Source organism: Serratia sp. PGPR-27 (assembly GCF_022678525.1).
In the GTDB taxonomy this organism is placed as follows: Bacteria; Pseudomonadota; Gammaproteobacteria; order Enterobacterales; family Enterobacteriaceae; genus Serratia; species Serratia nematodiphila.
Genome location: NZ_JALBYS010000004.1, coordinates 99,272 through 124,268, shown reverse-complemented (window position 1 = coordinate 124,268; position 24,997 = coordinate 99,272). Strand labels below are relative to the sequence as shown.

The 24,997-nt window shown below is 58.5% G+C and carries 27 protein-coding genes; 18 read left to right on the top strand and 9 right to left on the bottom strand.

Going from position 1 to position 24,997, the window contains the following annotated elements; translation table 11 throughout:
* Nucleotide 1: 1 nt before the first annotated feature.
* The 8 genes from pcaD to benD all read left to right on the top strand — a co-directional run bounded on the left by pcaD (nt 2) and on the right by benD (nt 6,995).
* Nucleotides 2-763: a 3-oxoadipate enol-lactonase gene (gene pcaD, locus MMS95_RS03830; protein WP_085336712.1), complete on the top strand. Its 762-nt coding sequence runs from the start codon at nt 2-4 to the stop codon at nt 761-763.
* A 3-nt stretch (nt 764-766) separates the two neighbouring features.
* Complete coding sequence (locus MMS95_RS03825) at nt 767-1,882, top strand: muconate cycloisomerase family protein (RefSeq protein ID WP_015378319.1); 1,116 nt, start codon at nt 767-769, stop codon at nt 1,880-1,882.
* A gap of 17 nt (nt 1,883-1,899) precedes the next feature.
* A complete protein-coding gene (gene catC, locus MMS95_RS03820) occupies nt 1,900-2,190 on the top strand; it encodes a muconolactone Delta-isomerase (RefSeq protein WP_015378320.1) in 291 nt (96 codons plus the stop codon).
* Nucleotides 2,191-2,273: 83 nt separating this feature from the next.
* Nucleotides 2,274-3,203, top strand: coding sequence for a catechol 1,2-dioxygenase (catA, locus tag MMS95_RS03815; protein ID WP_021505768.1), 930 nt, complete (start codon nt 2,274-2,276; stop codon nt 3,201-3,203).
* A gap of 107 nt (nt 3,204-3,310) precedes the next feature.
* Nucleotides 3,311-4,675: a Rieske 2Fe-2S domain-containing protein gene (locus MMS95_RS03810; RefSeq protein ID WP_232733413.1), complete on the top strand. Its 1,365-nt coding sequence runs from the start codon at nt 3,311-3,313 to the stop codon at nt 4,673-4,675.
* Nucleotides 4,672-5,169, top strand: coding sequence for a benzoate 1,2-dioxygenase small subunit (gene benB / locus MMS95_RS03805; protein ID WP_033632703.1), 498 nt, complete (start codon nt 4,672-4,674; stop codon nt 5,167-5,169). Before MMS95_RS03810 ends, benB begins: the two co-directional genes overlap by 4 nt.
* Nucleotides 5,170-5,184: 15 nt before the next feature.
* Nucleotides 5,185-6,210, top strand: coding sequence for a benzoate 1,2-dioxygenase electron transfer component BenC (benC, locus tag MMS95_RS03800; RefSeq protein ID WP_031300652.1), 1,026 nt, complete (start codon nt 5,185-5,187; stop codon nt 6,208-6,210).
* A 2-nt stretch (nt 6,211-6,212) separates the two neighbouring features.
* Nucleotides 6,213-6,995, top strand: a complete 783-nt coding sequence (gene benD, locus MMS95_RS03795) for a benzoate diol dehydrogenase BenD (protein ID WP_176325784.1) — start codon at nt 6,213-6,215, stop codon at nt 6,993-6,995.
* A gap of 16 nt (nt 6,996-7,011) precedes the next feature.
* Here benD and arsC read toward each other — a convergent pair whose 3' ends face one another.
* The 3 genes from arsC to MMS95_RS03780 all read right to left on the bottom strand — a co-directional run bounded on the left by arsC (nt 7,012) and on the right by MMS95_RS03780 (nt 9,140).
* Nucleotides 7,012-7,440, bottom strand: a complete 429-nt coding sequence (gene arsC, locus MMS95_RS03790; RefSeq protein ID WP_118891915.1) for an arsenate reductase (glutaredoxin) — start codon at nt 7,438-7,440, stop codon at nt 7,012-7,014.
* 14 nt (nt 7,441-7,454) lie between these two features.
* On the bottom strand, nt 7,455-8,744 hold the full coding sequence (locus tag MMS95_RS03785; RefSeq protein ID WP_176325783.1) for an arsenic transporter: 1,290 nt from the start codon (nt 8,742-8,744) through the stop codon (nt 7,455-7,457).
* Nucleotides 8,745-8,813: 69 nt separating this feature from the next.
* On the bottom strand, nt 8,814-9,140 hold the full coding sequence (locus tag MMS95_RS03780) for a metalloregulator ArsR/SmtB family transcription factor (RefSeq protein ID WP_004935082.1): 327 nt from the start codon (nt 9,138-9,140) through the stop codon (nt 8,814-8,816).
* 151 nt (nt 9,141-9,291) lie between these two features.
* Here MMS95_RS03780 and MMS95_RS03775 point away from each other — a divergent pair, with 151 nt between their 5' ends.
* The 4 genes from MMS95_RS03775 (at nt 9,292) to MMS95_RS03760 (ending at nt 12,262) form a co-directional block, all read left to right on the top strand.
* On the top strand, nt 9,292-10,401 hold the full coding sequence (locus MMS95_RS03775) for a YbdK family carboxylate-amine ligase (protein ID WP_172574792.1): 1,110 nt from the start codon (nt 9,292-9,294) through the stop codon (nt 10,399-10,401).
* A gap of 95 nt (nt 10,402-10,496) precedes the next feature.
* Complete coding sequence (locus MMS95_RS03770; protein WP_004935085.1) at nt 10,497-10,676, top strand: hypothetical protein; 180 nt, start codon at nt 10,497-10,499, stop codon at nt 10,674-10,676.
* Nucleotides 10,677-10,889: 213 nt separating this feature from the next.
* On the top strand, nt 10,890-11,486 hold the full coding sequence (locus MMS95_RS03765) for a hypothetical protein (protein WP_015378329.1): 597 nt from the start codon (nt 10,890-10,892) through the stop codon (nt 11,484-11,486).
* Nucleotides 11,487-11,488: 2 nt separating this feature from the next.
* Nucleotides 11,489-12,262 carry a DUF3307 domain-containing protein gene (locus MMS95_RS03760; protein ID WP_075684970.1) on the top strand — a complete coding sequence of 258 codons (774 nt, stop codon included), beginning with the start codon at nt 11,489-11,491 and terminating at the stop codon, nt 12,260-12,262.
* 48 nt (nt 12,263-12,310) lie between these two features.
* On the opposite strand, the gene mgtA is transcribed toward MMS95_RS03760, so the two are convergent.
* Both mgtA and MMS95_RS03750 read right to left on the bottom strand, forming a co-directional pair.
* On the bottom strand, nt 12,311-15,010 hold the full coding sequence (mgtA, locus tag MMS95_RS03755) for a magnesium-translocating P-type ATPase (protein ID WP_176325782.1): 2,700 nt from the start codon (nt 15,008-15,010) through the stop codon (nt 12,311-12,313).
* 244 nt (nt 15,011-15,254) lie between these two features.
* Nucleotides 15,255-15,953, bottom strand: a complete 699-nt coding sequence (locus tag MMS95_RS03750; RefSeq protein WP_004935097.1) for an MgtC family protein — start codon at nt 15,951-15,953, stop codon at nt 15,255-15,257.
* Nucleotides 15,954-16,387: 434 nt separating this feature from the next.
* Here MMS95_RS03750 and MMS95_RS03745 point away from each other — a divergent pair, with 434 nt between their 5' ends.
* Nucleotides 16,388-16,549 (top strand): hypothetical protein, encoded by a 162-nt coding sequence (locus tag MMS95_RS03745; RefSeq protein WP_162837997.1) that lies wholly within the window; start codon nt 16,388-16,390, stop codon nt 16,547-16,549.
* Nucleotides 16,550-16,610: 61 nt separating this feature from the next.
* On the top strand, nt 16,611-17,996 hold the full coding sequence (locus MMS95_RS03740) for a CoA transferase (RefSeq protein WP_242141397.1): 1,386 nt from the start codon (nt 16,611-16,613) through the stop codon (nt 17,994-17,996).
* Here MMS95_RS03740 and MMS95_RS03735 read toward each other — a convergent pair.
* A complete protein-coding gene (locus MMS95_RS03735) occupies nt 17,993-18,868 on the bottom strand; it encodes a LysR substrate-binding domain-containing protein (protein ID WP_088381715.1) in 876 nt (291 codons plus the stop codon). The two genes, MMS95_RS03740 and MMS95_RS03735, sit on opposite strands and share 4 nt — an antisense overlap.
* A gap of 101 nt (nt 18,869-18,969) precedes the next feature.
* Between MMS95_RS03735 and MMS95_RS03730 the strand changes: the two genes are divergently transcribed.
* Nucleotides 18,970-20,385, top strand: a complete 1,416-nt coding sequence (locus MMS95_RS03730) for a pyridoxal-dependent decarboxylase (protein ID WP_176325781.1) — start codon at nt 18,970-18,972, stop codon at nt 20,383-20,385.
* A gap of 13 nt (nt 20,386-20,398) precedes the next feature.
* Here MMS95_RS03730 and MMS95_RS03725 read toward each other — a convergent pair whose 3' ends face one another.
* Nucleotides 20,399-21,040, bottom strand: a complete 642-nt coding sequence (locus MMS95_RS03725) for a GNAT family protein (RefSeq protein WP_079007628.1) — start codon at nt 21,038-21,040, stop codon at nt 20,399-20,401.
* Between the two features lie 796 nt (nt 21,041-21,836).
* Here MMS95_RS03725 and rcsA point away from each other — a divergent pair.
* Nucleotides 21,837-22,466, top strand: a complete 630-nt coding sequence (rcsA, locus tag MMS95_RS03720) for a transcriptional regulator RcsA (protein WP_004935115.1) — start codon at nt 21,837-21,839, stop codon at nt 22,464-22,466.
* 217 nt (nt 22,467-22,683) lie between these two features.
* Here the strand turns inward: rcsA and dsrB are convergent, their stop codons facing one another.
* Nucleotides 22,684-22,884: a protein DsrB gene (gene dsrB / locus MMS95_RS03715; protein ID WP_004935117.1), complete on the bottom strand. Its 201-nt coding sequence runs from the start codon at nt 22,882-22,884 to the stop codon at nt 22,684-22,686.
* Between the two features lie 320 nt (nt 22,885-23,204).
* Nucleotides 23,205-23,417 (bottom strand): transcription antiterminator/RNA stability regulator CspE, encoded by a 213-nt coding sequence (cspE, locus tag MMS95_RS03710; RefSeq protein WP_004935122.1) that lies wholly within the window; start codon nt 23,415-23,417, stop codon nt 23,205-23,207.
* A 377-nt stretch (nt 23,418-23,794) separates the two neighbouring features.
* On the opposite strand from cspE, the gene MMS95_RS03705 reads away from it, so the two are divergent.
* The gene (locus MMS95_RS03705) at nt 23,795-24,172 is read left to right on the top strand and encodes a hypothetical protein (RefSeq protein ID WP_015378337.1); all 378 of its coding nucleotides are present in this window, start codon (nt 23,795-23,797) and stop codon (nt 24,170-24,172) included.
* A 511-nt stretch (nt 24,173-24,683) separates the two neighbouring features.
* Nucleotides 24,684-24,893, top strand: coding sequence for a hypothetical protein (locus MMS95_RS03700; RefSeq protein ID WP_004935132.1), 210 nt, complete (start codon nt 24,684-24,686; stop codon nt 24,891-24,893).
* The last annotated feature ends 104 nt before the right edge of the window (nt 24,894-24,997 follow it).

The window sequence follows — 24,997 nt, the reverse complement described above, 5'->3', positions numbered from 1 at the left end:
CATGGATATTGAATATCGCCTCGACGGCCCGGCCGACGCACCGCTACTGGTGCTGTCCAACTCGCTGGGCACCACCTTCGAGATGTGGCAACCGCAGTTGGCGGCGCTGACCGAACGCTTTCGCCTATTGCGCTACAACCAGCGCGGCCACGGAGCCACCCCGTTGGCGAAAGCGCCGCTGCAACTGCAGCAGTTGGCTGAAGACGTCATCGCCCTGCTCGACCATTTGGATGCGCCGAACGCCCATTTTTGCGGCATTTCGATGGGAGGATTGACCGGGCTCTGGCTCAGTCGTTATCACCCCGAGCGCATCGGACGGCTGGTGGTCGCCAATACCGCCGCCCGCATCGGCGACGCCGAAGGCTGGCGACAACGCGCGCAGCAGGTACGGGAACACGGGTTGGCGCCGATCGCCGCCGCCTCACCCGCGCGCTGGTTCTGCGCGGCATTCGCGCAGCGCCACCCCGAGCAGGTGGCTGCGCTGGTGGCGGCCCTGGCGGCCGGTAATCCGCAGGGATACGCCGCCTGCTGCGAGGCGCTGGCGCGGGCCGACCTGCGCGCCGAGGTTGCCTTGATGACGCGGCCGATGCGGGTGATTGCCGGTGAGCAAGATCCGGTCACGACGGTGGCGGACGCCGAGTTTTTAGTCGCCAATGCGCCACTCGCCGATCTGCGGCGGTTGCCGACATCGCATATTTCCAACATCGCCTGTCCGGATCTCTTCAACCGCTGCGTTGTCGAGTTTCTTACTGAAAAGGAATGAAGCATGGAACTTCGCATTGAACGCATCGACAGCTGGCTGGTGGATATTCCCACTATTCGGCCACACAAATTGTCGATGGCCACGATGGGCTGCCAAACGCTGACGCTGGTGCGCATGACCTGCGCCGACGGTCTGATCGGCTGGGGGGAAGCCACCACCATCGGCGGGCTGAGCTACGGCCCGCAAAGCCCGGAGGGGATCAAGTCGGCGATCGACGGCTACCTCGCGCCGCTGCTGAGCGGCAAAAGCTTCAGCGGTCTGGCGCCGTTGGTTGCGTTGATGAATGGCCAGGTCCAGGGCAATACCTTTGCCAAGTCGGCGCTGGAAACCGCCTTTCTCGATGCCCAGGGCAAACGCCTCGGCCTGCCGGTCAGCACCCTGCTCGGCGGCGCGCTCAGCAACACCCTGCCGGTGCTGTGGACGTTGGCCAGCGGCGATACGCAGCAAGACATCATCGAAGGGCAACGCCTGTTGGCGGAAGACCGTCATCGCGCCTTCAAGTTGAAGATAGGCGCCCGGCCGCTGGAGGAAGATCTGCGCCACACCCAGGCTATCAAGCAAGCGCTGGGGCCGGAGATCAGCATTCGCGTCGATGTTAACCAGGCCTGGGATGCCGCCACCGCCGTACGCGGAATGGCGGCGCTGCAGCAGATCGGCATCGATCTGGTCGAACAGCCGGTGCCGCAATGGGATCGCACGGCGTTAATCCGGCTCAGTCAGCGCTTCACTCTGCCGATCCTGGCCGACGAAGCGGTGGCCGACGCTCACGACGGTTATGCATTGGCTGCGGGCGGCTTTACCGGCGCCTACGCGCTGAAGATAGCCAAGGCCGGCGGCCCGGCGCAGGCGCTGAAACTGGCGCAGGTCGCACAGGCCGCCGGAGTCGGCGTCTATGGCGGCACCATGCTGGAAGGCACGCTGGGCACCGTCGCCTCGCTGCACGCCTGGTCGACGCTGAAGCTGGACTGGGGCAGCGAGATGTTCGGCCCGCTGTTGCTGAAAGACGACGTGGTCACCACGCCGCTGCGTTTCGCCAACGGTCACGTCAGTCTGCCGTCAGGCCCGGGCCTGGGGGTCGATATCGATGAAGACAAACTGCGCTTTTATCGACGCAAATAACCACGAGGGACTACGCCATGCTATTCAAAGTTGAAATGGTCGTGAAATTACCGCTCGATATGCCTAAAGCGCTCGCCGACGAAATAAAAACGCGCGAAAAAGCATATTCGCAAACCCTGCAGGCGAGCGGAAAATGGCGACATCTTTGGCGCGTAGCCGGTAGCTACGCCAATGTCAGCATTTTCGATGTGGAAAGCAATGCCGAGCTGCACGAGCTGTTATTCGCCCTGCCGCTTTACCCTTATATGAAAATTCGCGTAACGGCGTTATGCCGACACCCGTCATCGATCCGCGACGATGACAAATAAAATACCGGGATAATAACCCGCAAGGTTAGCTGTTAATTCCTGTTCTCTGTATAACCTACATTATAAGCAATGAGGAATTCGCAATGTCTATATCCTTCAATCAACGTCAAGACATTATCAAATTGCTGGAAATCAGCAGCGGTTTTACTAATGACAACGGTGATCCGCGTTTCAAAAAAATCATGCATCATCTGCTGGGCGATATTTGTCAGCTCATCGATCGCTATGATATTTCCCCTGAAGAATTCTGGCAGGCGATCAACTATCTGCACGTCTTGGGCGAACGTCAAGAGGCGGCGCTCCTGGCCGCCGGCTTGGGGCTGGAACACTACCTCGATCTGCGCGACGACGAGCGCGAGCGCCAACAAGGGCTGAGCGGCGGTACGCCACGCACCATCGAGGGGCCGCTGTATGTGGCCAATGCGCCAGTGAGCGCCGGCTTCGCGCGGATGGATGACGGCGACGACGACGGCGAGGTGATGTGGCTGCACGGCCAGGTCAAAGGCGCCGACGGCAAGCCGCTGGCGGGGGCGGTGGTTGATATTTGGCACGCCAACACGTTGGGCAACTACTCTTTCTTCGATAAATCGCAGAGCGGCTTCAACCTGCGCCGGCGGATAACCACCGACGCAGATGGCCGCTACGCGGCGCGCAGCATCGTGCCGTCGGGCTACGGCTGTCCACCCGACGGGCCCACCCAGGCTTTGCTCAATCGACTGGGGCGCCACGGCAACCGTCCGGCGCATATTCATTTCTTCGTCTCCGCACCGGCGCATAAACACCTGACGACGCAGATCAATCTCAATGGCGACCGTTATCTGTGGGATGACTTCGCTTTCGCTACCCGCGATGAGCTGATCGCCAACCCGGTGAAAATCACCGATCCGGCGCTGGCGGCAAAACGCGATCTGCCCGGCCCGCATACCGAAGTGCAGTTTGATTTTACGCTTTATGCCGCGGCGGACCGCATCGAACAGAACAGAATAAATCGCCCTCGCGCGCTGCAAGATTAATATTTTTCGCACAAAAGAATAGCGACGCTAATAACGGGCAATCGGTTATTGATTGCCCACCGCCCCGTCTATCCATTTTCTATGAGGTCATGAATATGCATTCATTATTGAATCCGACAATATCCAAGCTGAAAGAAAAAATAAATCACGCTTTAATTATTGATAAAGAAAATGGCATATATCAGTGCAATCGCGGTATTTTTACCGATGAGGCGCTGTTTGAACTCGAAATGAAAGCCATTTTCGAAGGCAATTGGATTTATCTGGCGCATGAAAGCCAAATCGCCAACTCAGGCGATTATTACACGCTCACCATTGGGCGTCAGCCGGTGATCATCACGCGCGACAAAGACATGCGGCTGCATGCCATGATCAATAGTTGCTCGCACCGTGGCGCGATGTTGGCCAGCCGCAAGGCCGGCAATAAAAGTACCTTCACCTGCCCCTTCCACGGCTGGACCTTCAATAACGCCGGCCACCTGCTGAAAGCCAAGGACGAGAAAACCGGCGCTTATCCTCCCTGTTTCAAGCAGGACGGCTCACATGATGTGAAGCAGCTGCCGCGTTTTGAGTCTTATCGCGGATTTCTGTTCGGCAGCCTGAGTGATGAGGTGCAACCGCTGGAGGACTATTTGGGCGAAACGCGGCAGATCCTCGATCTCATCATCGATCAGGCTGAGAGCGGGCTGGAAGTTCTGCGCGGCTCATCCTCCTACACCTTCGACGGCAACTGGAAACTGCAGATGGAGAACGGTGCGGACGGTTACCACGTCAGCGTGGTGCACTGGAACTATGTCTCCACCATGGCGCATAGGGATGCCGCCAGCGGCACCCAAACCATGGACGCCAACTGCTGGTCGTCAAAAAACGACGGCGGAGCCTACGGCTTCAAGAATGGTCATCTGCTGTTGTGGACCCGGGTGCTGAACCCGGAGTCGCGCCCCATTTATCGGCACTTCACCCGTTTGAACGATGCGTTCGGCGCACACCGTGCCGACCTGATGGTGAACCAAACCCGCAACCTGTGCCTTTACCCCAATCTGTACATCATGGACCAGCTTTCCAGCCAGTTGCGCGTAGTGCGCCCGATTGCCGTCAATAAAACCGAAGTGACCGTATTCTGCTTTGCGCCGAAGGGCGAAAACGCCGACGAGCGAGCCTTGCGCATTCGTCAGTATGAGGATTTCTTCAACGTCAGCGGCATGGGTACGCCGGACGACCTGGAGGAATTCCGCGCCTGCCAGCTGGGGTTCAACGCCGGCAACATGCCCTGGAGCGATCTGAGCCGCGGCGCTACCCGCTGGCTGGAGGGCCAGGCTGACGACAACGCCAAAGCGCTGGGGATCGTGCCTCACATGACCGGCCCCCGCCCGGAAGATGAAGCCCTGTATCTCAGTCAGCATCATCATTGGCAAAACATTCTGCTGCGCCAGCTGGAGCGCCAGCAACGAAACGACGAGGTGGCGCAATGAGTACATGTAACCTGCAACAGCGGGTGGAACAATTTCTGTACCGCGAAGCTCGCCTGCTGGATGACCGGCAGTGGGATGACTGGCTGGCCTGCTACCATCCGCAGGTCGAATATTGGATGCCGGCCTGGGCTGACGACGATCGCCAGACGACGGATCCCCACAGCGAGATTTCGCTGATTTATTACGCCAATCGCGAAGGCCTGGAAGATCGCGTTTACCGCATAAAAACCGAACGCTCAGCCGCCAGCAGCATGCCGGAGCCGCGTACGGTGCATCTTATCAGCAACGTGGAGCTGTTATCCTCCGGCGCGGAACAGGCCGAGGTGAACTACCACTGGGCCACCTTCTATCACCGCTACAACCACACGGACACTTATTTCGGCTCAACCCGTTTGTGGATAGATCTTACCGGGGATGCGCTGCAAATTAAGCGCAAAAAAATTCGTCTGGATAATGACTATATCAATCATGTTATTGATATTTATCATCTTTAATGTAGGAGGTGAGGTATGTCTTTTACCGTTGCCCTTAATTTTGAAGACGGTGTCAGCCGCTTTATTCAATGCAATCCGAATGAAAGAGTACTCGACGCCGCCTACCGACAAAAGATCAACCTGCCGATGGACTGCTCGGACGGCGTATGCGGCACCTGTAAATGCCACTGTGAGCAAGGAGAGTATCAGTTGGGCGATGACTACCTGGAAGAGGCGCTGTCAGAGCAGGAAGCCGCACAGCGGCGGGTATTGACCTGTCAGATGGTGCCGCTCTCGGACTGCGTCATTGAGGTGCCGATGCCCTCGACGATGTGTAAAACCGCCAGCGAAATGTTTACCGCCACCGTCACCTCCGCCACCGCCCTGTCGGACAGCGCCATCGAGTTCTGCCTGACGCTGGATGATGAGCGGGGCATCGCGTTCCTGCCGGGACAATATGTGAATATCGACGTTCCCGGTAGCGTGGTCAGCCGCGCCTATTCGTTCAGTTCGCCGCCCGGCAGCCGGCAACTCTCTTTTCTGCTGCGTAACGTGCCCGGCGGCATAATGAGCCGTTATCTGACTGAACAGGCGAGACCCGGCGACGCGATCCGTCTGCGCGGCCCGCAGGGCAGTTTCTATTTGCGCACGCCGGTGCGGCCAATGTTATTTCTGGCCGGCGGCACCGGGCTGGCGCCGTTCCTTTCCATGCTGGAACATCTGGCGCTCGGCGGCAGCAAACAGCCGGTGCATCTGATCTACGGCGTCACCCATGACCACGATCTGGTCAAGCTGGAACAGCTGGAGACATATCGCCGGCGCCTGCCGAATTTCAGCTATCTGAGCTGTGTAGCCAGTGAGGTGTCGCTGTCGCCGCATAAAGGCTATGTCACCCAGCATCTCGACGAAAGCCTGCTCAATAAGGGTGACCTGGACGTGTACCTGTGCGGGCCGCCGCCGATGGTGGAAGCGGTGCTTGGCGATTTCCAGCGACGCGCCTTTATCCCGAATAGCTTCCATTATGAGAAGTTCGCCCCCAGCCAGGCCGATCAGAGGAGTTGACCATGGATAAGTCACGTTTCAGCGGCCAGGTAATGGCGATAACCGGTGCCGCTCAAGGCATCGGCAAAGCGGTGGCCGAACGCGCGGCTCGGGAAGGGGCGAGTTTGGCGCTGATCGATCGCTCCCCCTATCTGGAGGAGGTCGTAGCCGTTTTACGCGAGCGCGGCACCGATATCATCGCCCTGCAGGCCGATTTGGAGCACTGGGAAGAAGCACGCGAGGCGCTGGATCAGGTGCAACAGCACTTTGGGCGCGTGGATATTATGGTGAACAATGTGGGCGGCACCATCTGGGCGCGACCATTTGCCGACTATGCGCCGCAACAGATTGAGGCGGAGATTCGGCGTTCGCTGTTCCCGACGCTATGGGGTTGCCGCGCCGTGTTGCCGCATATGCTGGCGCAAGGGAGCGGAGTGATCGTCAACGTTTCTTCGGTCGCCACGCGCGGCGTCAATCGCGTTCCCTACTCCGCAGCCAAAGGCGGCGTCAATGCCCTGACCCAGTCACTGGCCTTTGAATACGCTGGAGCCGGCATTCGCATCAACGCGACGGCGCCGGGCGGCACCGAAGCGCCGCCGCGGCTGACGCCACGCAACCGCGAATCCCCGACGCAGCAGGAGGAACGTTGGTATCGGCAGGTGGTTGAGCAAACGCTCGACAGCAGTCTGATGCACCGCTACGGCAGCGTCGATGAACAAGCCGCCGCTATTCTGTTCCTCGCCAGCGCCGAAGCCAGTTACATTAACGGAACGGTGCTGCCGGTCGCCGGCGGCGATTTGGGGTAAAACAGGCGCCGGGGGATCAGCGTACGATCCGCCGGCCCTGCGCATCAATCACCGGCTCCCCGTCCTCTTTGCTGAAGGCGCCGCGCTGCGGAGCCGGCAGAATCTCCAACACCGCCTCCGACGGACGGCACAGGCGCGTGCCAAGCGGCGTCACCACGATGGGGCGATTGATCAGGATCGGCTGTTGCACCATGAAGTCGATCAGTTGATCGTCGCTCCAGCCGGCTTCATCCAGCCGCAGCTCGGTATAAGGCTCGACGTTTTTACGCAACAACGCGCGCGGCGTCATGTTCATGTCGGCCAGCAACGCAATCAACCGTTCGCGGCTGGGGGGCGTTTCCAGATACAGAATCACCTCCGGCTCAGCGCCGCTGTTGCGGATCAGCGCCAACGTATTGCGCGACGTGCCGCAGGCCGGGTTGTGATAAATTTTGATGTCGCTCATGTCAGTTGCTCCGGTTATGGCAAAACGGACAGCCGCAGCACCAGCGCGGCCAGGGTGACGAACAGAATTGGCAGCGTCATCACCAGTCCCACGCGGAAATAATAGCCCCAGGTAATGACGATGTTTTTCCTTGCCAACACATGCAGCCACAGCAACGTGGCCAGGCTGCCGATCGGGGTGATTTTGGGGCCGAGATCGCTGCCGATGACGTTAGCGTAAATCATCGCCTTCCTGATGACGCCTTCCGCGCTGCTGCCGTCGATCGACAGCGCCCCTACCAACACCGTCGGCATGTTATTCATGACGGAAGAGAGAAACGCGCTCAGGAAGCCGGTGCCGAGCGTCGCCGCCCACAGCCCCTGCCGCGCCAGCGCATCCAGCACGCCGGACAGCAGATCGGTCAAGCCGGCATTGCGCAGCCCATAGACCACCAGATACATGCCCAGCGAGAAAATCACGATCTGCCAGGGCGCCCCGCGCAGCACTTTGCCGGTATCGATCGCCCGCCCGCGTTTCGCTACCGCCAGCAGCACCAGCGCGCCGCAGGCGGCGACCAAACTCACCGGCACGCCGAGCGGTTCCAGGGCGAAAAAGCCGATCAGCAACAGCGCCAATACCGCCCAACCGGCTCGAAACGTCGCGCGATCGCGGATCGCTTCCCGCGGTACCGGTAAACGCGTCAACGCGTAGCCCGGCGGAATATCCTTGCGGAAGAACAAATGCAACATCACCAGCGTCGCCGCCACGGCAACGAGGTTGACCGGCACCATCACCGCCGCATACTCCGTAAAGCCCAAGTGGAAGAAATCCGCCGAAACGATATTCACCAGGTTGGACACCACCAGCGGCAGGCTGGCGGTATCGGCGATAAAGCCCGCCGCCATGACGAAAGCCAGCACCGCCGCAGGACGAAAACCGAGCGCCGACAGCATGGCGATCACGATCGGCGTGAGGATTAACGCGGCGCCGTCATTGGCGAACAGCGCCGCCACCGCCGCGCCCAACAGGAGCATATAGGTAAACAGCCAGCGGCCCTTGCCGTTGCCCCAGCGCGCGACGTGCAAGGCGGCCCAGGCAAAAAAGCCGCTTTCATCCAGCAACAGGCTGATGATGATGACGGCGATAAAGGTCGCAGTCGCATTCCAGACTATCTGCCATACCACGGGGATGTCGCCGACGTGCACCACGCCGCTCAATAATGCCAATCCCGCCCCGATCGACGCACTCCAGCCAATACCCAGCCCCTTCGGTTGCCAGATGACCAAGATCAACGTCAGAATAAAGATCGCCCCTGCCACTATCATCGCTGTCCTTCCGCCCCTTTAAGTTTACATATTCGATTTTTCATATGTGTTTGCGTAAATTTTTTACAGTTACGGGCAACCTTTCGCCACGCGTTGCGCTAACTCCGTCATCTGTTCTGGCCGGCACTGATAAGCCTGCTCAATAATCGCCGCCGCCCAGGCCGGCATATGCGGCGACAGGCGATAATGTATCCATTTACCCTCGCGCCGATCGAGCAGCAGCCCGCTTTCACGCAGCATCGCCAGATGCCTTGAAATCTTGGGTTGCGGCAGCGCCAGTGCACCCGACAGCTCGCACACGCACAGTTCACCGGCGTGGCGCAACAGCAGCACCAAGGTCAGACGCGTCTCGTCAGACAGGTTTTTAAACAGCTTCAGCGGCGTCAATGACGGCATGTCACACTCCCGTTAACCTTTCTCTTCACCACAACTCGCTCGTGAAGATACCAGCTTCACATGCGAAAAAACAAATATAAAATGCAAAACGTTGCCCCCCTCACCGAGACATATACTTATCTTTATGCCGTTCTTGCAGGAAGGAGGTACCATGCCGCTCACATTCAAACGTTCGGAAAGGCTCTCCATCGGCACCGAAATAGAGTTACAGCTGGTCGATGCCGAGCACTACGATCTTACGGATCGAGCCGATCGGGTGGTCAGCACGGTCGGCGACCGCCGGCGCGTCAAGCATGAGCTCACCAAATCGATGGTGGAGCTGAACAGCTCGGTGCACCGCGATCTCGATGAGCTGCACACCGAGCTGCGCGCCCTGACCCATACCGTCCGGCGCAGCGCGCAGCGCCTGGGCTGTGACGTCTGCGGCGGTGGCCGCCACCTGAGCAACGACTGGCGCAAGCAGGTCATCAGCGACAACGCGCGCTACAGGCAGCTGGCCAGCCGTTTTGGCTATCTCTCCAAGCTGGCCTGCGTGTTCGGCCAACACATTCACCTCGGCGTCAACGACGGGGACGAAGCGATGTACCTGTGCCATGCGCTGACGCCCTACTTTCCGCAGTTGATCGCGCTCAGCGCCTCGTCGCCGCTGTATCAGGGGGTCGACACGCGCTTTGCCAGTTCCCGCTTCAGCGCCCAGAACTCCTTCCCCAACTACGGATGCCTGGAACACATCTACAGCTGGCATGAATTCAACGCCTACTACGAACGGTTGAATGCCGCAGGCGTGATTGAAAGCGTCAAGGATATTTACTGGGATGCGCGGCCAAAACCGGAGCTGGGCACGGTAGAGATCCGCATCTGCGATACGCCGCTGCGCCTCACCCACGCCGTGCTGCTGGTCGGTTACTGCCGCCTGCTGGCCGATTTTCTGTTGCAGCACCGCTCACCGATCGCGCCGGAATACGATGCCTTCACCAATTACAACAAGATCAACGCCTATCGCAGCGGCTTTGCCGCCGAATACGTCGATCCCGCGACGCTGCGCCGCAGCAGCCTGACTGCCCACATCCTGCACACTCTCGAAGCGCTGAGCGGTTTTGCCGAGCGACGGGAGGATCGTGCCCTGCTGCAGGCCGTCGAGCGCCATGTCCGCCAGGGCATCAGCGATTCGGAGCATATCCGCCAGATGTTGCACAACGGCCTGCCGCAAGCTCAGGTGATCAAGCGCCTGTGCGATGAGCTGTTGCAGCCTGCAAGTTAAGTTTCGGCTATCGATTCCATACGCCAAAGCCGCTGTTCATTATGTGCTCTTTCGCTACAATCGTGAGCACTGACATTCACCGTATCGAGGACACCATGTACAACTTCTCCCGCTATCAGGCAAAAGAACTGGCGCTGGCTTACATGAGCGGCAAAAAACACGATCTGTCGCCGCAGGAATTTTTGCAGCAGCTGAAAAGCAGCGAGCGATCGTTTGAGCATCTGCTGAAACACGGCAGCGAAATGCCGCGTGACGTGCTGGTTAAAAGCTTCTGAACAGCCGATTGCCGGCCATTTTCCCTCTACGTCGCCGGTGGCGAGCCTGGCAGGCCCGCGCATTCCCGGCCGTTCATCCCACGTTCCTCATCCTGCCTCGTTTCGCCCTCACAGGCGAAAACCCCATAAATTCGCACCTAGAGGCGAATTATTGACATATTCGTATCCAGGTGCGAATTTATAGTCATCCCTCCGCAAATAATGGAACACGCCATGCCGACGCCAATCAGCGTAATCAGCGGCGATCTGGTCGATTCCCGCCGATCAGACACCGTCAACTACCTCAATGGGCTGCATAACCTGCTCGATCGGCTGCGGCGTGACGGGCGGCTGCATCAGGTGGAAATCTTTCGCGGCGATGCCTTCCAGGCGCAGGCCGCGCCGGAAGACGGGCTGTTGCTGGCGGTGTACATACGCCTCGCGCTGCGGGCGATGGGCGCCGCGCACTGGGATGCGCGCATCGCCGTCGGGCTGGGTAGCCAACGGCCCGACGCCGCCGGTTACGGCAGCGCCTTTATCAACTCCGGCAGCGCGCTGGACGCCATGGCAAAAAATTGCCGGCTGGCTCTGAAAACCGACAACGATCGGACAAACGCCATTGTCAGCGATCTGCTGCCGATGTTAGATCATGTAATTGGTCGCCTGTCACAGGCCGAAGCGCGCATCGTTCAGGCGAGAATGTTCGCCGACAGCGGCGCCGCCGTGGCGGACCAGCTGCAAAAAGCCGCCTCCACGGTCTCCGCCGCGCTGAAACGCGCGGCCTACGAGGAAATCATGCGATTTATTCACGCCATTAACAGGATCGTCTGACCATGGATCTGACCTATGCGCCTTTGCTGGCCTGGCTGTTGATCGTCCATCTGCTGGCGGATTTTCCGCTGCAGCCGCTGAGTTGGGTGGAAGATAAAATCCAACATCGCGCGCGTTCGCGTTTTCTGCTGTTGCACGCGTTGCTGCACGGGGTGCTGGCCGCTTGGGCGGTGGCCGGTTTCGGCCTGCTGCACGGCGGACTGTCTTCACTGCAGGTGCTGGCCAGCCTGCTGGCCATCGCCGTCAGCCACTACCTGATCGATTTGCTGAAAGTCACTGCTATGAACCGCCTGAGCCCGGCCCGCAGCTTTCTGCTCGATCAGGGATTGCATCTGGCGGTGATCGCCTTGCTGTGGCTGGGGCTGACGCCGAATGCCGGTGAACTGCTCGCGGCGTTGGGACGGCAACTGGGGAGTTGGCAAACCGGCCTGGTGCTGGTGGCCTACAGCCTGATTTATCTGCCGATGAGCCTGCTGATTGGGCAACTGCTGGCGCGCTGGACGCCGCAAATGCCGCCTTCGGCCAAGGCCGACAACGATTCGCTGCTGCGCGCGGGCAAACAGATTGGCTATCTGGAAAGAACGCTGATCCTGACCTTTGTGCTGCTGGGGCAAATTCCGGCGATCGGTTTTTTACTGGCGGCCAAATCTATCTTCCGTTTCGGCGATCTGCGCCAAAGTGACGATAAGATGCGTACCGAGTATGTGCTGCTCGGCACGCTGTTTTCCTTCACGCTGACCATCATGCTCGGCCTGCTGGTCAACAAACTGCTGTAGCGGTGCGGGGGCGACGAATTTCGCCCCCGAAGTGAACGCCGAGGCGGCTTACAGCCACTCGCCAAAGCGGCGGATATAGAAACGCTTCATCAACTGCGCGACCACGCAGTAGCTGACCAGCGTTGCGGCCAACCACGGGAAGTATTCCCACGGCAGCGGCTGCAGGCCAACCAGGGCGCCGAGCGGCGAGAACGGAATGTAGATGCCGAGCGCCATCACCAACCCGGTGGTCAGCAACACCGGCAGCGCCGCGGTGCTCTGAATGAACGGGATCTTCTGGGTGCGCAGCATATGCACCACCAGCGTTTGCGACAGCAGCCCCTCAATGAACCAGCCGGACTGGAACAGCGCCTGGTGTTCTACGCTGTTGGCGGCGAACACGTACCACATCAGCGCATAGGTCGTAATATCGAAGATCGACGAGGTCGGCCCAATCCACAGCATAAAGCGCCCGATGTTTTTAGAATCCCACTTGCGCGGCTTGCGCAGGAACTCTTTGTCCATCTTGTCCCACGGCAGCGACAGCTGGGAAATGTCGTACATCAGATTTTGAATCAACAGGTGGATCGCCAGCATCGGCAGGAACGGGATGAAGGCGCTGGCCACCAGCACCGAAAACACGTTGCCGAAGTTGGAGCTGGCGGTCATGTTCAGGTACTTGATGATATTGCCGAAGGTCTCGCGCCCTTTGATCACCCCCTCTTCCAGCACCATCAGATTCTTTTCCAACAGGATGATGTCCGCCGACTCCTTGGCGATGTCGGTGCCGGTGTCGACCGAAATGCCGACGTCGGCATCGCGCAGCGCCGGCGCATCGTTGATGCCGTCGCCGAGGAAGCCGACGGTATGGCCGTTGCTCTGCAACATTTTCAGCACCCGCGATTTTTGCAGCGGCGTCAGCTTGGTGAAGACCGTGCGTTGTTCCACTTCGTGCGCCAACTCTTCGTCATCCATCTGTTCAATCTGCAGCCCGGAGAGCGGCTCACCCGGCTCCAGCCCGACGTCCCGGCAAATCTTGCAGGTGATCACCGGGTTGTCGCCGGTCAGCACCTTCACCGTCACGCCGTTTTCCTGCAGTGCGGCGATCGCCTGCTGCGCGCTCTCCTTTGGCGGATCTAGGAAAGTCAGCAGCCCTTGCACCACCATGTCGCGCTCGTCGGCCACGCTCAACGGTTCGGTTGGGCGCTGCGCATCCAGCTCGCGCGTCGCCAGCACCAGCACGCGGAAACCGTCTTCGTTATACTCGCGGGCCAGCGCCTGCAGCGCCGCACGGCGCGCGTCGTCCAGTTCCAGCGTTTTGTCGCCTTCACGCACGTGGGTGGCGATCTCGAGCATCTCCTCTACCGCGCCCTTACAGATCAGCTGCTGCTTGCCATTTTCGTCCGCCACCACGATCGACAAACGGCGGCGCACGAAATCGAACGGCAGCTCATCCACCTTGCTGAAACGGCCCAGGGCTTCGATTCCCGGTTTGCCGCGCCCGAAACGGATCACCGCCTGGTCCATCAGGTTCTTCATGCCGCTCTGATGGAAGCTGTTCAGCCAGGCCAGGTGCAACACCTCGTTATCCCTGGCACCAGTGACGTCGATGTGGTGCTCGAGAATGATGCGATCCTGGGTCAGGGTGCCGGTCTTGTCGGTGCAGAGCACGTCCATGGCACCGAAGTTCTGAATGGCGTTCAGGCGCTTCACCACCACCTTGCGGCGTGACATGGCGATCGCCCCTTTCGCCAGGTTGGAGCTGACGATCATCGGCAGCATTTCCGGCGTCAGGCCGACCGCCACCGCCAGTGCGAACAGCGCCGCCTCGCTCCAGTCGCCTTTGGTGAAGCCGTTGATCAGCAACACCACCGGCACCATCACCAGCATGAAGCGAATCAGCAGCCAGCTGACGCTGTTCACCCCGCGATCGAACGCGGTTTGCGCCCGCGAACCGACGATCGACTTGGCCAGCGAGCCGAAGTAAGTGCGCCCGCCGGTTGCCACCACCACCGCCGTGGCGGTGCCGCTGGCGACGTTGGTGCCCATCAGGCAGATATTGGACAGCTCAAGCAGCGCGTTCTCGCTGGACACTTCCCCTTCACTCGACTTCTGCGCCACGTTGCCCATGGCATCGTATTTCTCGATCGGGATCGCTTCGCCGGTCAAAATCGCCTGGCTGATGAACAGATCGCGCGAGGCGATAAGACGCACGTCGGCCGGCACCATGTCACCGGCGGAGAGCTGAATGATATCCCCCGGCACCAGTTCGCGGATCGGCACTTCCAGCGTCAGCGGATGCGCGCTGTAGCTGCTGCGGCGCAGCACAGTAGCGGTGGTGCGCACCATCGACTTCAACGCTTCCGCCGCTTTGTTGGTGCGGTATTCCTGCCAAAACCGCAGCAGCCCGCTCAACGTGACCATGGTCAGAATGATAATGACGCCGGTGAGTTCAGTTTCTTCACCGCTCTGGAGCGGCAGCCAATAATCGGTAAAGAAACTGATCGCAGCCAGCACCATCAGCACGAAGATAAACGGGTTGTTAAAGGCCTTGATCAACTGAATCAAGGCATGCGGCGCCTTGTCGTGGGCGACCTGGTTGGCGCCGAACTGCTCCAGCCGCTCATCGGCGTCGTCCTGGGTCAAGCCGTTGCGGTTGCACTTCAGGTTCGCCAGCGTTTGGGCGATGCTGTTGGTCGCCTCTTGCGCAATGGCGTAGGTCACCGCGTCTTTATCACGGCGACGCATTCTTTCATTAATCTGAGTCATAACGCTATTCTCTTATTTTCGTTCTGCGCACAGGGAGATCCCGCCCGATAAACAGGTGACTCTGCGCAGAGTGGAATTTTTTAATTAGCGTGACTGAATAGCGTGATTACCCTGTCAGCCACGCAAGAATCATTTCCCTTCCGGGGTCATCGTCCATAACGCCTCCTTAATGTTCCGCGTTATTCAAGGCACTCATGAATAAAACCGAACATATAATAAAGTTAATCAATATTTATATTATTACTCAGACCGGTAATTCGGACGCGACGCGCCAACGCACGGCACTCACGCTTTTTTCCAGACTGACGCGGCAAACAATACCCTCAATTTCTTTTTGCGCGGCCGGCGTAGCGGTAATTTCCGCGCACACTTCCAATTGCCCCGGGCTGGCAATATCGGCGCTGCGCAAGGATTGCAGCCGCAAGGCGACGCCGTTCAGCGCCTGCAGAATCAGGGTGCGCACCAGAATTTCATCCTGCTCGCCGCAGGTCACCTGAATGCGATAGCACAGTTCCAGATCGGTCGCCTGCTGGTGCGGCTGCAGGTTGATGCGCTGCGCGGCCTCGCGCAGCAGGATATTGGCGCACAGGATCACCAGCGTGGCGACCACCGCATCCCAATGCTGGCCCAGGCCGCACAGGACGCCGATCCCCGCCGAACACCACAGCGTGGCGGCGGTGTTGAGGCCGCGAATGTTCAGCCCTTCACGCATGATTACGCCGGCGCCGAGGAAGCCGATACCCGAGACGATCTGCGCGGCCACCCGGCCGGCGCTGGCCGGATCGGTGGACATGGAGCTGAGAATGAAGACCGCCGCACCGGTCGCCACCAGCGCATTGGTGCGCAGGCCGGCCATGCGTTGGCGCCACTGGCGCTCGGCGCCAATCACCGCGCCCAGGCACATCGCCAGCAATAAATTTAAAACGAAAGGAGTCATAGCCATGACTTTCTCCTTAATTAATCACAGGAGATAAAATCATGTGCTGTTTAGCACACGCGAAAACGCGCTGAAAATAAATCAGCGAATCAGCGTGTCATGCCTGGAGGGAAAAGGCTGTGGCTGCAGAATACCATAATAACGTCCAACTCAATTCGCCTGAAGCCACCTGGCATCAGGAAACGTTTTCTTATTCGGGTATGCACAGCTCAGAAATAACTGGAGAGGGGTGCTGCCCGCCGATAACGGCAAGCAACAAATCAGAAGAGAATTGGTCAGCTTGCCTTATTTATTTTATTACAACTACAACTGTCCAATTGGGTTTCTCCACCGAAATTTTGGCTGAGTATAGTGACGTCGGGTAATGAAGTAAAGGCTAATTTATTAAACGAAAAATAAACTGGAATACCGCGATGATATTTCGATGTCACAAATAGAAGATGGCGACATTGGGCGCCGACGCCGCCTTCCGGCCGCTGCATCAGGCCCTGTGGGACAAAGCGCTGACCGCCAACTTCAGCGCGCAGCCATTCGCCGGCGTAGCGGCCCGCAGCCTGCGCGCCAAACTGGCCGATGGCCGCACGTTCGACGTTGCACCTTAGCAAGGTCGCCGGCGGTGGGCTACGCTAGGCTATATTTCCGACGACCCGTAAGGAGTGGCCGATGACGCCTCTGATCCACACTCTGCTCGACGAAATTTGGCAAAGCCTGGGGCAGCGCCCCGCCCCCGCCGACCGGCTAACCGTAAGCGGCACCGGCGCATTGCCTTCGGCTTTTCCCGTAACCGAATTGGCTACCGCCGCCTGGAGCGCCGCCGGTTTGGCCTGCGCCGAGTTGCTTCGCCGCGAGGCAGCCGACGCGCCGCAGGTCTGGATCGATCAACGTCTGGCCTCGCTCTGGTTCGGCTGGACGCTGCGTCCGCTGGGGTGGACGCTGCCTGCGGCCTGGGACGCGCTGGCCGGCGACTATGCGACGACGGATGGCTGGATACGCCTGCATACCAATGCGCCGCACCATCGGCGAGCGGTGGAGCAAGTGCTGGGTTCGGCATCGGATAAAGGCACGCTGGCGGAACGCGTGCTGGGCTGGAAAAAAAGCGAGCTGGAGGAAGCGGTGATCGAAGCCGGCGGCTGCGCGGCCCAAATGCGCTCGGCGGCCGCGTGGCGACAACATATTCAGGGCAAAAGCGTAGCGCTCGAACCGCTGATCCACGCCTCGCTGCAGCCGGAAGCGCCACCGCCGGGCTGGGCGCTTCCCGTCGCCCGGCCGCTGCACGGCGTACGGGTGCTGGATCTGACGCGCATTCTCGCCGGGCCGATCGCCACGCGTTTTCTTGCCGGTTTGGGTGCCGACGTGCTGCGCATCGATCCCTACGGTTGGGATGAGCCCGGCGTTGAACACGAAGTCATGCTGGGCAAGCGCAGCGCGCGCCTCAACCTGACCAATGCGCACGATCGCCATACGTTTGAACATCTGCTGAGAAACACCGACGTGATCGTGCACGGCTACCGTGCCGGTGCGCTGGAGAAGTTGGGTTATGGCGCGGAGGAAAGGCGCGCGCTGGCGCCGGGCCTGATAGACGTCTGCCTGAATGCCTATGGTTGGAGCGGGCCGTGGCGCACCCGGCGTGGTTTCGACAGCCTGGTACAGATGAGCTGCGGGTTGGCGGAGGCGGGCATGGTTTGGCGCAGCGCCAGTTTGCCGGTGCCGTTGCCGGTACAGGCTCTGGATCACGCCACCGGCTATTTGATGGCGGCGGCGGTGCTGACCGGTATGGCGCAGCGCCTGAGCCGCGGCACCGGCTACCACGCGCGGCTGTCGCTGGCGCGCACGGCGCAGCTGCTGCTGGCGCATCCCTGTTCGGCAGATTATCGGCCGGAACCGCTGGCGCCGGCCGGCCCCGCCGACGAGAACCCGGAAACGGAATTGACTTACTGGGGGGCCGCGCAACGCCTGCGCGCCCCGTTAAGCCTGCAGGGCACGGCGCTGCAATGGGCGCTGCCGGCGACTACGCTCGGCACCTCGCAACCGGAATGGCTGCGCCGCTAAATCGCCGCCAACTGTTGCTGCAGCCACTGCAGCAAGCGGGTGACCGCCGGCGTCAGCCCGGCGGTCTGCGGCCACACCAGATAAACGTCGTCATCGCTCAGGCGACAGGGCGCGGCCAACGCCACCAGTCTCCCGGCGTCGAGGGCATCCTGCACCAGCAGCTTTTTCGCCAGCGCGATGCCAAACCCTTGCTCCGCCGCGCGAATCAACAATCCGGCATCGTTGAACAACGCCTGTTGCCGCCCGCACAGCGAGCGCCCTTGCGCATTGAACCAATCGCGCCAGGGACTGACGTCGTGCTCGAGCAACGGAATATCGCCACCGTTCTCGAACGCCGCCCCCCATTCTCGCGCCATATCCGGCGAAGCGACCGGCAGCACGTCACCCGACGCGATGCGCTGCGCCTGCAGCCCCGCCCATTGACCGCTGCCGATGCGGATCGCCGCATCGAACCCTCGCTGCGACAGATCCTGCAGCGCCAGCGACGCATCGATATCCAGCGCAATATCGGCGCAGGCCTCATGAAAAGCAGGCAGACGCGGCAACAGCCAATAATGGGCAAAAGACGGCAACACGCTGATGCGCAGCGTCTGGCTTGTCGCCGCACGTCGGGCGCGGGCGACGCCCTGCTGCAGCGCCTGCAGCGCCGGCTCTACCGCCGCCAGCATCTCTTTCCCGGCCGCATTCAGGCGCACACCGCGCCCGCACCGTTCAAACAGCGGATAGCCGACCGCCTGCTCCAGCAACTGAATTTGCTGGCTGACCGCACCGTGCGTCAAATGCACCTGCTGCGCCGTGGCGCGCAAATTTTCCAACCTGGCGGCGATCGCAAAGGTCGGCAAGACATGCAGGGGAATGCGTTCATTCATCATTGGTTAACCATGCTATCCAAAAAGGTTATTTTTCATCGATTTTGACCGGCAGGCAAATGTTCTATGTTTACCCCATCATCCCTGACGTTTTCGGAGCCGCCATGCACCCACGTTTACAACAAGACCTCGCACAGTTTCCGCAGATCCTCGACCACACTCGCCAGTTGGCGGAAGATTTTCTGACCGGGCTGCAGCAACGCTCGGTCTGCCCACCGCGCGATCAACAGCAGCTGCATCCGGGAGACGATCGGCTGGCGGAAAACGGCGAAGGCGCCCTGGCGGCGCTGGATAACTTTTGGCAACGCTATCAGGCCGGCATTTCCGCCAGCGCTGGCCCGCGTTATTTCGGCTTCGTCACCGGCGGCGGAACCCCGGCAGCGGTAGCGGCGGACTGGCTGGTTAGCGTGACAGACCAAAATAGCCTGCTCAGCCATGATACCATCGCAGCCACGATCGAGCTGGCGGCTGTGACACAGTTGAAATCACTGCTGGGCCTGCCGGAAACGTTCAGCGGCAGCCTGGTCAGCGGCGCGACCATGGCCAATTTCACCGGGCTGGCCATTGGCCGGCAGTGGCTGGGACAACAGCATGGCGTGGATATCGCCCAACAGGGCCTGGCGGCGCTGGGTTCCATCCGGGTATTGTCGGCCAATCCACATTCCAGCAGCGTGAAGGCGCTCAGCATGCTCGGTATCGGCCACGAGGCGCTGACGACCGTCGCCAGCCTGCCGGACTCGGAAGCCATGGATATGGAAGCACTGGAACGGCAGCTCGCCGCCGGCGCCGGCCAGCCAACGTTGGTGCTGGCCAGCGCCGGTACGGTCAACACCGTCGCGTTCGACGATCTGCCGCGTCTGCTGACGTTGCGGGAGCGTTATCCGTTTTGGCTGCATGTCGATGCGGCATTTGGCGGCGTGGCGGCATGCTCACCGCTATACGCTCCAAGGCTTGAGGGTTGGCAGCATGCCGATTCCATCACTGTCGACGCACACAAGTGGCTGAACGTGCCTTATGACAGCGCGATCCAATTTACCCGCCATTTGGATCTGCAAATGCAGGTATTTCAGAACCATTCGGCCTATCTGGAAGCACCGACATTGCGGCCAGACAACTATCTGCATCTGACGCCGGAGAATTCGCGCCGCTTCCGCGCCCTGCCGCTCTGGCTGACGCTGAAAGCCTATGGCCGCAGCGGCATACGGGATATCGTCGAGCGCAACGTCCGATTGGCGCAGGCGCTGGGGGCGGCGCTGGCAGCCGATGACGGTTTCCAGCTGCTGGCGCCGGTGAATTTGAACGTGGTCTGCTTCGCACTCAGCCATCCACAGGGCGACAGCGAGGCGGCGCGCGATCGTTTTCTCGAGCGCCTGAGCCGGCACGGCGTGGTGTGCTGCACCCCTACGCGTTATAACGGTCAGCCGGGGATCCGCGCCGCACTGGTCAACTGGATGACGGAAGAACAGGACATCAGGCTGGCGTTGGACTCGTTGCGCCATTGCCTGGCGGAAACGGCCTAACGCGCGCGGCGTATTACCCGAGTTGGAAGGCCTGCAAACGCCGTTCTTGCCGCCCGTCATCGCCGATATTATCCGGCGACAGCCAGGCGGCAAACGCCGCGCGCCGCGCCGGCCATTCCCCGTCGACGATCGACAGCCAGTCGGTGTCGCGCGTGCGTCCTTTGACGACGACGGCCTGGCGGAAGGTGCCTTCATAGCGGAAACCCAAGCGCTCGGCGGCCTGGCGTGAAGGAAGATTGAGGCTATCGCATTTCCATTCGCAGCGCCGGTAGCCAAGATCGTCGAACAGATGCCGCAGCATCAGGAAAATCGCCTCGCTACCCAGCGCGCTGCGCTTCATCAGCGGCGACCAGTTGATAGTGCCCAGTTCGGCCACGCCGTTGGCAGGATCGATGCGCAAAAAAGCGCAGCTTCCCACCGCACGCCCGTTTGACTGATCGATCACTACCATCGTGTTTCTGTCAGCGCTGGACGCCTGAGCCTGAAGATAACGCTGGAAATCTGCGCGCGACTGCGGCCGCTCCCAAAACAGATAAGTCCAGTCGCGATCGTCCTCGGCGGATTGATAAGCCTGATAAAGCGCCTCCCCCCAGCGCTCGAGGTTAAGCGGTTCGAGGCGGCAAAACCGCCCTTGCAGTGGCGAGTGCCCGGGCATGCCTGCCGGCTGCCAATGAGGGAGGGCTTCGCCTATCGGCTGCCCATACTGATTCCGTCTCACCGCGACATCCTGTTTTTGAAAGGTGGAGAGGCAAGTTAAAACCAACGCGGGCCAGAGACAACTCCGACCTGCCATTCCTCCCCTGCGGATCGGGCAGCAGGATGATAGTTTAGAGAAATCACTCAATCACCGTTAAACATTCACGAAAATTATTTCATTTAAAATAAATATCCAGATAACTCATTGTAAAACGGTGATTTATAGCAACAAATAAGCTACACATTCCGGCCATAATGTTAACTTTCGTTTGCCGTTATGATAAAAAAAGAAGTGCTAATCATTAGCATGGAAAGCATGAAATCAACACAAATTAATGATTTTTAAACAAAAAAATAAAACAACCTCAGAGAGGGTATTTTTTAATCACTCAAAAAATGCGCTGAAAGACTTCAAAAAAACGACACATGAATTTTTTTTAAGACTTTTCCTAGCAAACTAAAATTTTGTTTCGTGACATGATGAACAGATTCGCGGCAAGCAATGCCGGCAGGCGCGGGCGCCAAGCGCAGATCAGGCTCAACATGCCGAAGCTGGACGAGCAGCAGATCGCTCTGACTTAAGCCAAACTTATAGATTCATGCAATTAATAAGTTTAGTATGAAAATATCATTGAGTGACGCCGTGTTTATTGATAGAACACTCGCTACACTGAATTATTGCTCCATTTTGCCTTTCGGCTTTTTAGGCTTTTTTCATATTACCGCAGTAAAACGGATTTAAGTGGGGGTGCGATATGCCAACGATTATCATGGATTCATGCAGCTATACCAGATTGGGGTTAACCGACTATCTGACTTCGCATGGCGTGAAGAAGCGCCATATTAATGCCATCGAGGACATTGACAGCCTGCATGAAAAATGCAGCAAGTTGAATCCGAGCCTGGTGTTTATTAACGAGGACTGCTTCATCCACGAAGCAAACGCCACCGAGCGAATAAAACGGGTGATTTCACTGCACCCGGATACGTTATTCTTCATCTTCATGGCCATTACCAACGTACATTTCGACGATTATTTATATGTTCGCAAGAACGTCATCATATCGTCAAAATCCATCAAGCCAGAGACTATGAATCAGCTACTTAGCCACTATCTCGAGAGAACGTCCCTCCGTACGGAGAAATCCTCTCTGGATCAAACGCCGGTAACGCTGAGCCAGACTGAATCAAACATGTTACGCATGTGGATGTCCGGTCAAGGCACCATCCAGATATCAGACCAGATGCAAATAAAGGCCAAAACGGTCTCTTCCCACAAGGGAAACATCAAGCGGAAAATAAAAACGCACAACAAGCAGATCATTTATCACGTTGTTCGTTTGACCGATACATTGACCAGTGGAATATTCGTCAATAGCCGCTGAACCACAGAGAACGCCCCCGCTCTGTTTTACCAGCCGTTAAATACCCGATGATAATGTCATCTGGATAGCAGCCGCTGGAACCACAAAAAAATACCTGTTGCGTTATCCCCCGCTAGCGCAACGGGTATTTTTTTGCCGTCGATAAAAAAAATCTTACCGCAATGAAATAATCTCAAAATGGACAATTTCATTAGCAAATTAATGAGATTAGCCTAAGTTACTGCCCGTGCTCGCGACAGGGCTCCACAAACGTGCCGTCACGGCTGTCGATCTCATTAAAAAACCATACGCCCGCCGGGTAGTCGTCAAGAGAAACCAGGTACATGGTGCCTTCGTTGAACACCTCTACGGCCAGAATGACGCCTTCACGCCGCGGGCCGCCGTCTGTTTTTACCGTCACTCGATCGTTAACTTGCATACCCTTCTCCCTTATTTACGATTGCCGTCAGTGTATTACAAAACCGGAGGCGATGGACACCGCTCCAGCCCTGCCGGCCTCTGCTATCAGCGTAGCAGCCGCCTGGATTTTCACTTTCTTAACGGTTTGGCCGCAGAATCTTAAGCCGGCCTCGCGTAGCCTGTCTTCAGGCGTTTCCCCCCCAGAGAAGCGCTCGCAAATGAAGAAGTAACAAGGAACTTTTGCCCGCAGACTTGCGGGCTTTTTTTTGCGCGCTGCCAAATTGCAGGCATAAAAAAACCCGCCGCAGCGGGTTCTTTTCAATCAGCGGGAAACGCCAATTAGATAGCGGTAACGTTAGCCGCAGATGGACCTTTCGCACCGTTCTCGATAGAGAACTGTACGTTCTGGCCTTCAGCCAGGGTCTTGAAGCCTTGATCCTGGATAGCAGAGAAGTGTACGAATACGTCTTTGCTGCCGTCTGCTGGGGTGATGAAACCAAAACCTTTAGCTTCGTTGAACCACTTCACTTGACCTTTGATCATGTTAGACATGTCTAATTTCCTTCAATAATAAATGTAAGCCGCCATGGGCGAGGTAGCCGGTCATCAGTTACTTATGGAGGCACTGGAAAGGAAATTCGTCAGAGAAGGGCTATCCGGGATAACGCTTTAAATTTGAACTACTTTACTCAAAATGTCGTGCATAAATAGGTCTGTACCACAGGCCGACATCATTAACTCATGAGCGAGCGGCAATAGCAACCTTTTTCGCCGCGATGGGACGCTAATCTCGGCTAAACGCACAGGATTTGACCCTGTCTGCCGATAGGGCCGCCGCCTGGCTCGCCCGTAACGCCCAAGGCAAATGATAGTAATTCTCGTTCTGCTGTTTTATAGTTGCCTGACGAAATCATTCAGGGAGATTCACCATGCCGAGATGGCTTACATTACCGGCTGTCAGTGCCGCCGCCCTGCTGGCCTTTGCCGCTTACAGCGCTCCGCAGAGTGCACTGGAGCTCAATTATCAAGCCCCCGACCCCAGCATGATTCCCGCGCCCAAGCCGCCTGCCCCCTCAGGGCCGGCCCCCAAAACGGGAAAACCGCCGATTGCCTGGACAGAGGCGAGAGATAAAAGCGGTTTTCGCGTCGATATTGAGTGCGATCATCCTGGCTGCAGCAAACCGCGCGCCAAACCTTATCCCGCGTATGAAGGCCCGGTGAAGAAAACCGATCGCCGCCGCCAGTCTGATCCCTATTCCACCAATAAGGATCCCGATTACAACATTCAGTTGGGGTATGAGTGGTAGTGGCGCTTTCGGAGTAATGCCTATATCAGCCTCCTTTGCCGCTGCATAGAATATGCCTCAGTTCACCACTCCTCCTGGTGTTGAACACAACAAGCTGTGTTGCAAATCTTTATGCGCCTCCCTATAGGCGCTTTTTTTTTTGCCTATCCCTCAAAGCGTCTTCCGATTACAGATTGCTCTCATTGCCCCACAAAGTGATGAATGTCACAAATACGCCTCCTTGCCATTCTTATTCGGAGGTAACGTTCATGGCCACAGGATCCCTTGCCCTCCTGGCCGTCTTGGCCGGCATTGCGGGCTTCGCCCTCTACAAGCATTTAAAATCTCAGAAAAAAAGCACACTCGTCCGCCCGCACGATCGGTAACCGACAACGCGCTTTCACCGCGAAGGCCCGGCACATCGCGCGCCGCGCCTTCGCGGGCTGTCATGCTTTCATCACAAAATTGTCACATTATGGCCATATGATGATTCGCGTTTATCCGCTCTGGCTTAACACCAAGGATTTCGCCCATGACCATAATTAAAGCTGCAAACCATCAGGAAGCAGAAAAACTCATCCGCGCCGGCACCGCCAAGAAAATCGAACTGGCTTACGATATCGGCAGCGACGACTTCTTCCAGCTTGCCAGCCTGTGGTGCGATAAAGGCGCCAAAATCTCCAAAGGAAAAGAACACTTCATCGTCTCGTTAAAAGGGTTCCGCATCCCGCCTAACGATTAATGCCCTGCCGCCCATCGCGGCGGCTTCGCCTCTTCCTCGCAAAACCGCTCTATTCAACCACGCGCGCCTCATTCGATTTCGCTAAGCTAACAGCAGACTTTATT

Excerpts from the sequence above, each read along its gene's own strand:
- MMS95_RS03765 (WP_015378329.1), top strand. The coding sequence starts at position 10,890 with ATGCCGACGCCAATCAGCGTAATCAGCGGCGATCTGGTCGATTCCCGC.
- MMS95_RS03785 (WP_176325783.1), bottom strand. The coding sequence starts at position 8,744 with ATGATAGTGGCAGGGGCGATCTTTATTCTGACGTTGATCTTGGTCATC.
- MMS95_RS03735 (WP_088381715.1), bottom strand. The coding sequence starts at position 18,868 with ATGATGAATGAACGCATTCCCCTGCATGTCTTGCCGACCTTTGCGATC.
- MMS95_RS03745 (WP_162837997.1), top strand. The coding sequence starts at position 16,388 with ATGGCGACATTGGGCGCCGACGCCGCCTTCCGGCCGCTGCATCAGGCC.
- catC (WP_015378320.1), top strand. The coding sequence starts at position 1,900 with ATGCTATTCAAAGTTGAAATGGTCGTGAAATTACCGCTCGATATGCCT.
- mgtA (WP_176325782.1), bottom strand. The coding sequence starts at position 15,010 with ATGACTCAGATTAATGAAAGAATGCGTCGCCGTGATAAAGACGCGGTG.
- benD (WP_176325784.1), top strand. The coding sequence starts at position 6,213 with ATGGATAAGTCACGTTTCAGCGGCCAGGTAATGGCGATAACCGGTGCC.
- MMS95_RS03750 (WP_004935097.1), bottom strand. The coding sequence starts at position 15,953 with ATGGCTATGACTCCTTTCGTTTTAAATTTATTGCTGGCGATGTGCCTG.
- benC (WP_031300652.1), top strand. The coding sequence starts at position 5,185 with ATGTCTTTTACCGTTGCCCTTAATTTTGAAGACGGTGTCAGCCGCTTT.
- arsC (WP_118891915.1), bottom strand. The coding sequence starts at position 7,440 with ATGAGCGACATCAAAATTTATCACAACCCGGCCTGCGGCACGTCGCGC.
- rcsA (WP_004935115.1), top strand. The coding sequence starts at position 21,837 with ATGCCAACGATTATCATGGATTCATGCAGCTATACCAGATTGGGGTTA.
- MMS95_RS03725 (WP_079007628.1), bottom strand. The coding sequence starts at position 21,040 with ATGCCCGGGCACTCGCCACTGCAAGGGCGGTTTTGCCGCCTCGAACCG.
- MMS95_RS03780 (WP_004935082.1), bottom strand. The coding sequence starts at position 9,140 with ATGCCGTCATTGACGCCGCTGAAGCTGTTTAAAAACCTGTCTGACGAG.
- pcaD (WP_085336712.1), top strand. The coding sequence starts at position 2 with ATGGATATTGAATATCGCCTCGACGGCCCGGCCGACGCACCGCTACTG.
- MMS95_RS03730 (WP_176325781.1), top strand. The coding sequence starts at position 18,970 with ATGCACCCACGTTTACAACAAGACCTCGCACAGTTTCCGCAGATCCTC.
- MMS95_RS03825 (WP_015378319.1), top strand. The coding sequence starts at position 767 with ATGGAACTTCGCATTGAACGCATCGACAGCTGGCTGGTGGATATTCCC.
- MMS95_RS03700 (WP_004935132.1), top strand. The coding sequence starts at position 24,684 with ATGACCATAATTAAAGCTGCAAACCATCAGGAAGCAGAAAAACTCATC.
- MMS95_RS03760 (WP_075684970.1), top strand. The coding sequence starts at position 11,489 with ATGGATCTGACCTATGCGCCTTTGCTGGCCTGGCTGTTGATCGTCCAT.
- cspE (WP_004935122.1), bottom strand. The coding sequence starts at position 23,417 with ATGTCTAACATGATCAAAGGTCAAGTGAAGTGGTTCAACGAAGCTAAA.
- MMS95_RS03775 (WP_172574792.1), top strand. The coding sequence starts at position 9,292 with ATGCCGCTCACATTCAAACGTTCGGAAAGGCTCTCCATCGGCACCGAA.
- MMS95_RS03740 (WP_242141397.1), top strand. The coding sequence starts at position 16,611 with ATGACGCCTCTGATCCACACTCTGCTCGACGAAATTTGGCAAAGCCTG.
- MMS95_RS03770 (WP_004935085.1), top strand. The coding sequence starts at position 10,497 with ATGTACAACTTCTCCCGCTATCAGGCAAAAGAACTGGCGCTGGCTTAC.
- catA (WP_021505768.1), top strand. The coding sequence starts at position 2,274 with ATGTCTATATCCTTCAATCAACGTCAAGACATTATCAAATTGCTGGAA.
- benB (WP_033632703.1), top strand. The coding sequence starts at position 4,672 with ATGAGTACATGTAACCTGCAACAGCGGGTGGAACAATTTCTGTACCGC.
- dsrB (WP_004935117.1), bottom strand. The coding sequence starts at position 22,884 with ATGCAAGTTAACGATCGAGTGACGGTAAAAACAGACGGCGGCCCGCGG.
- MMS95_RS03705 (WP_015378337.1), top strand. The coding sequence starts at position 23,795 with ATGCCGAGATGGCTTACATTACCGGCTGTCAGTGCCGCCGCCCTGCTG.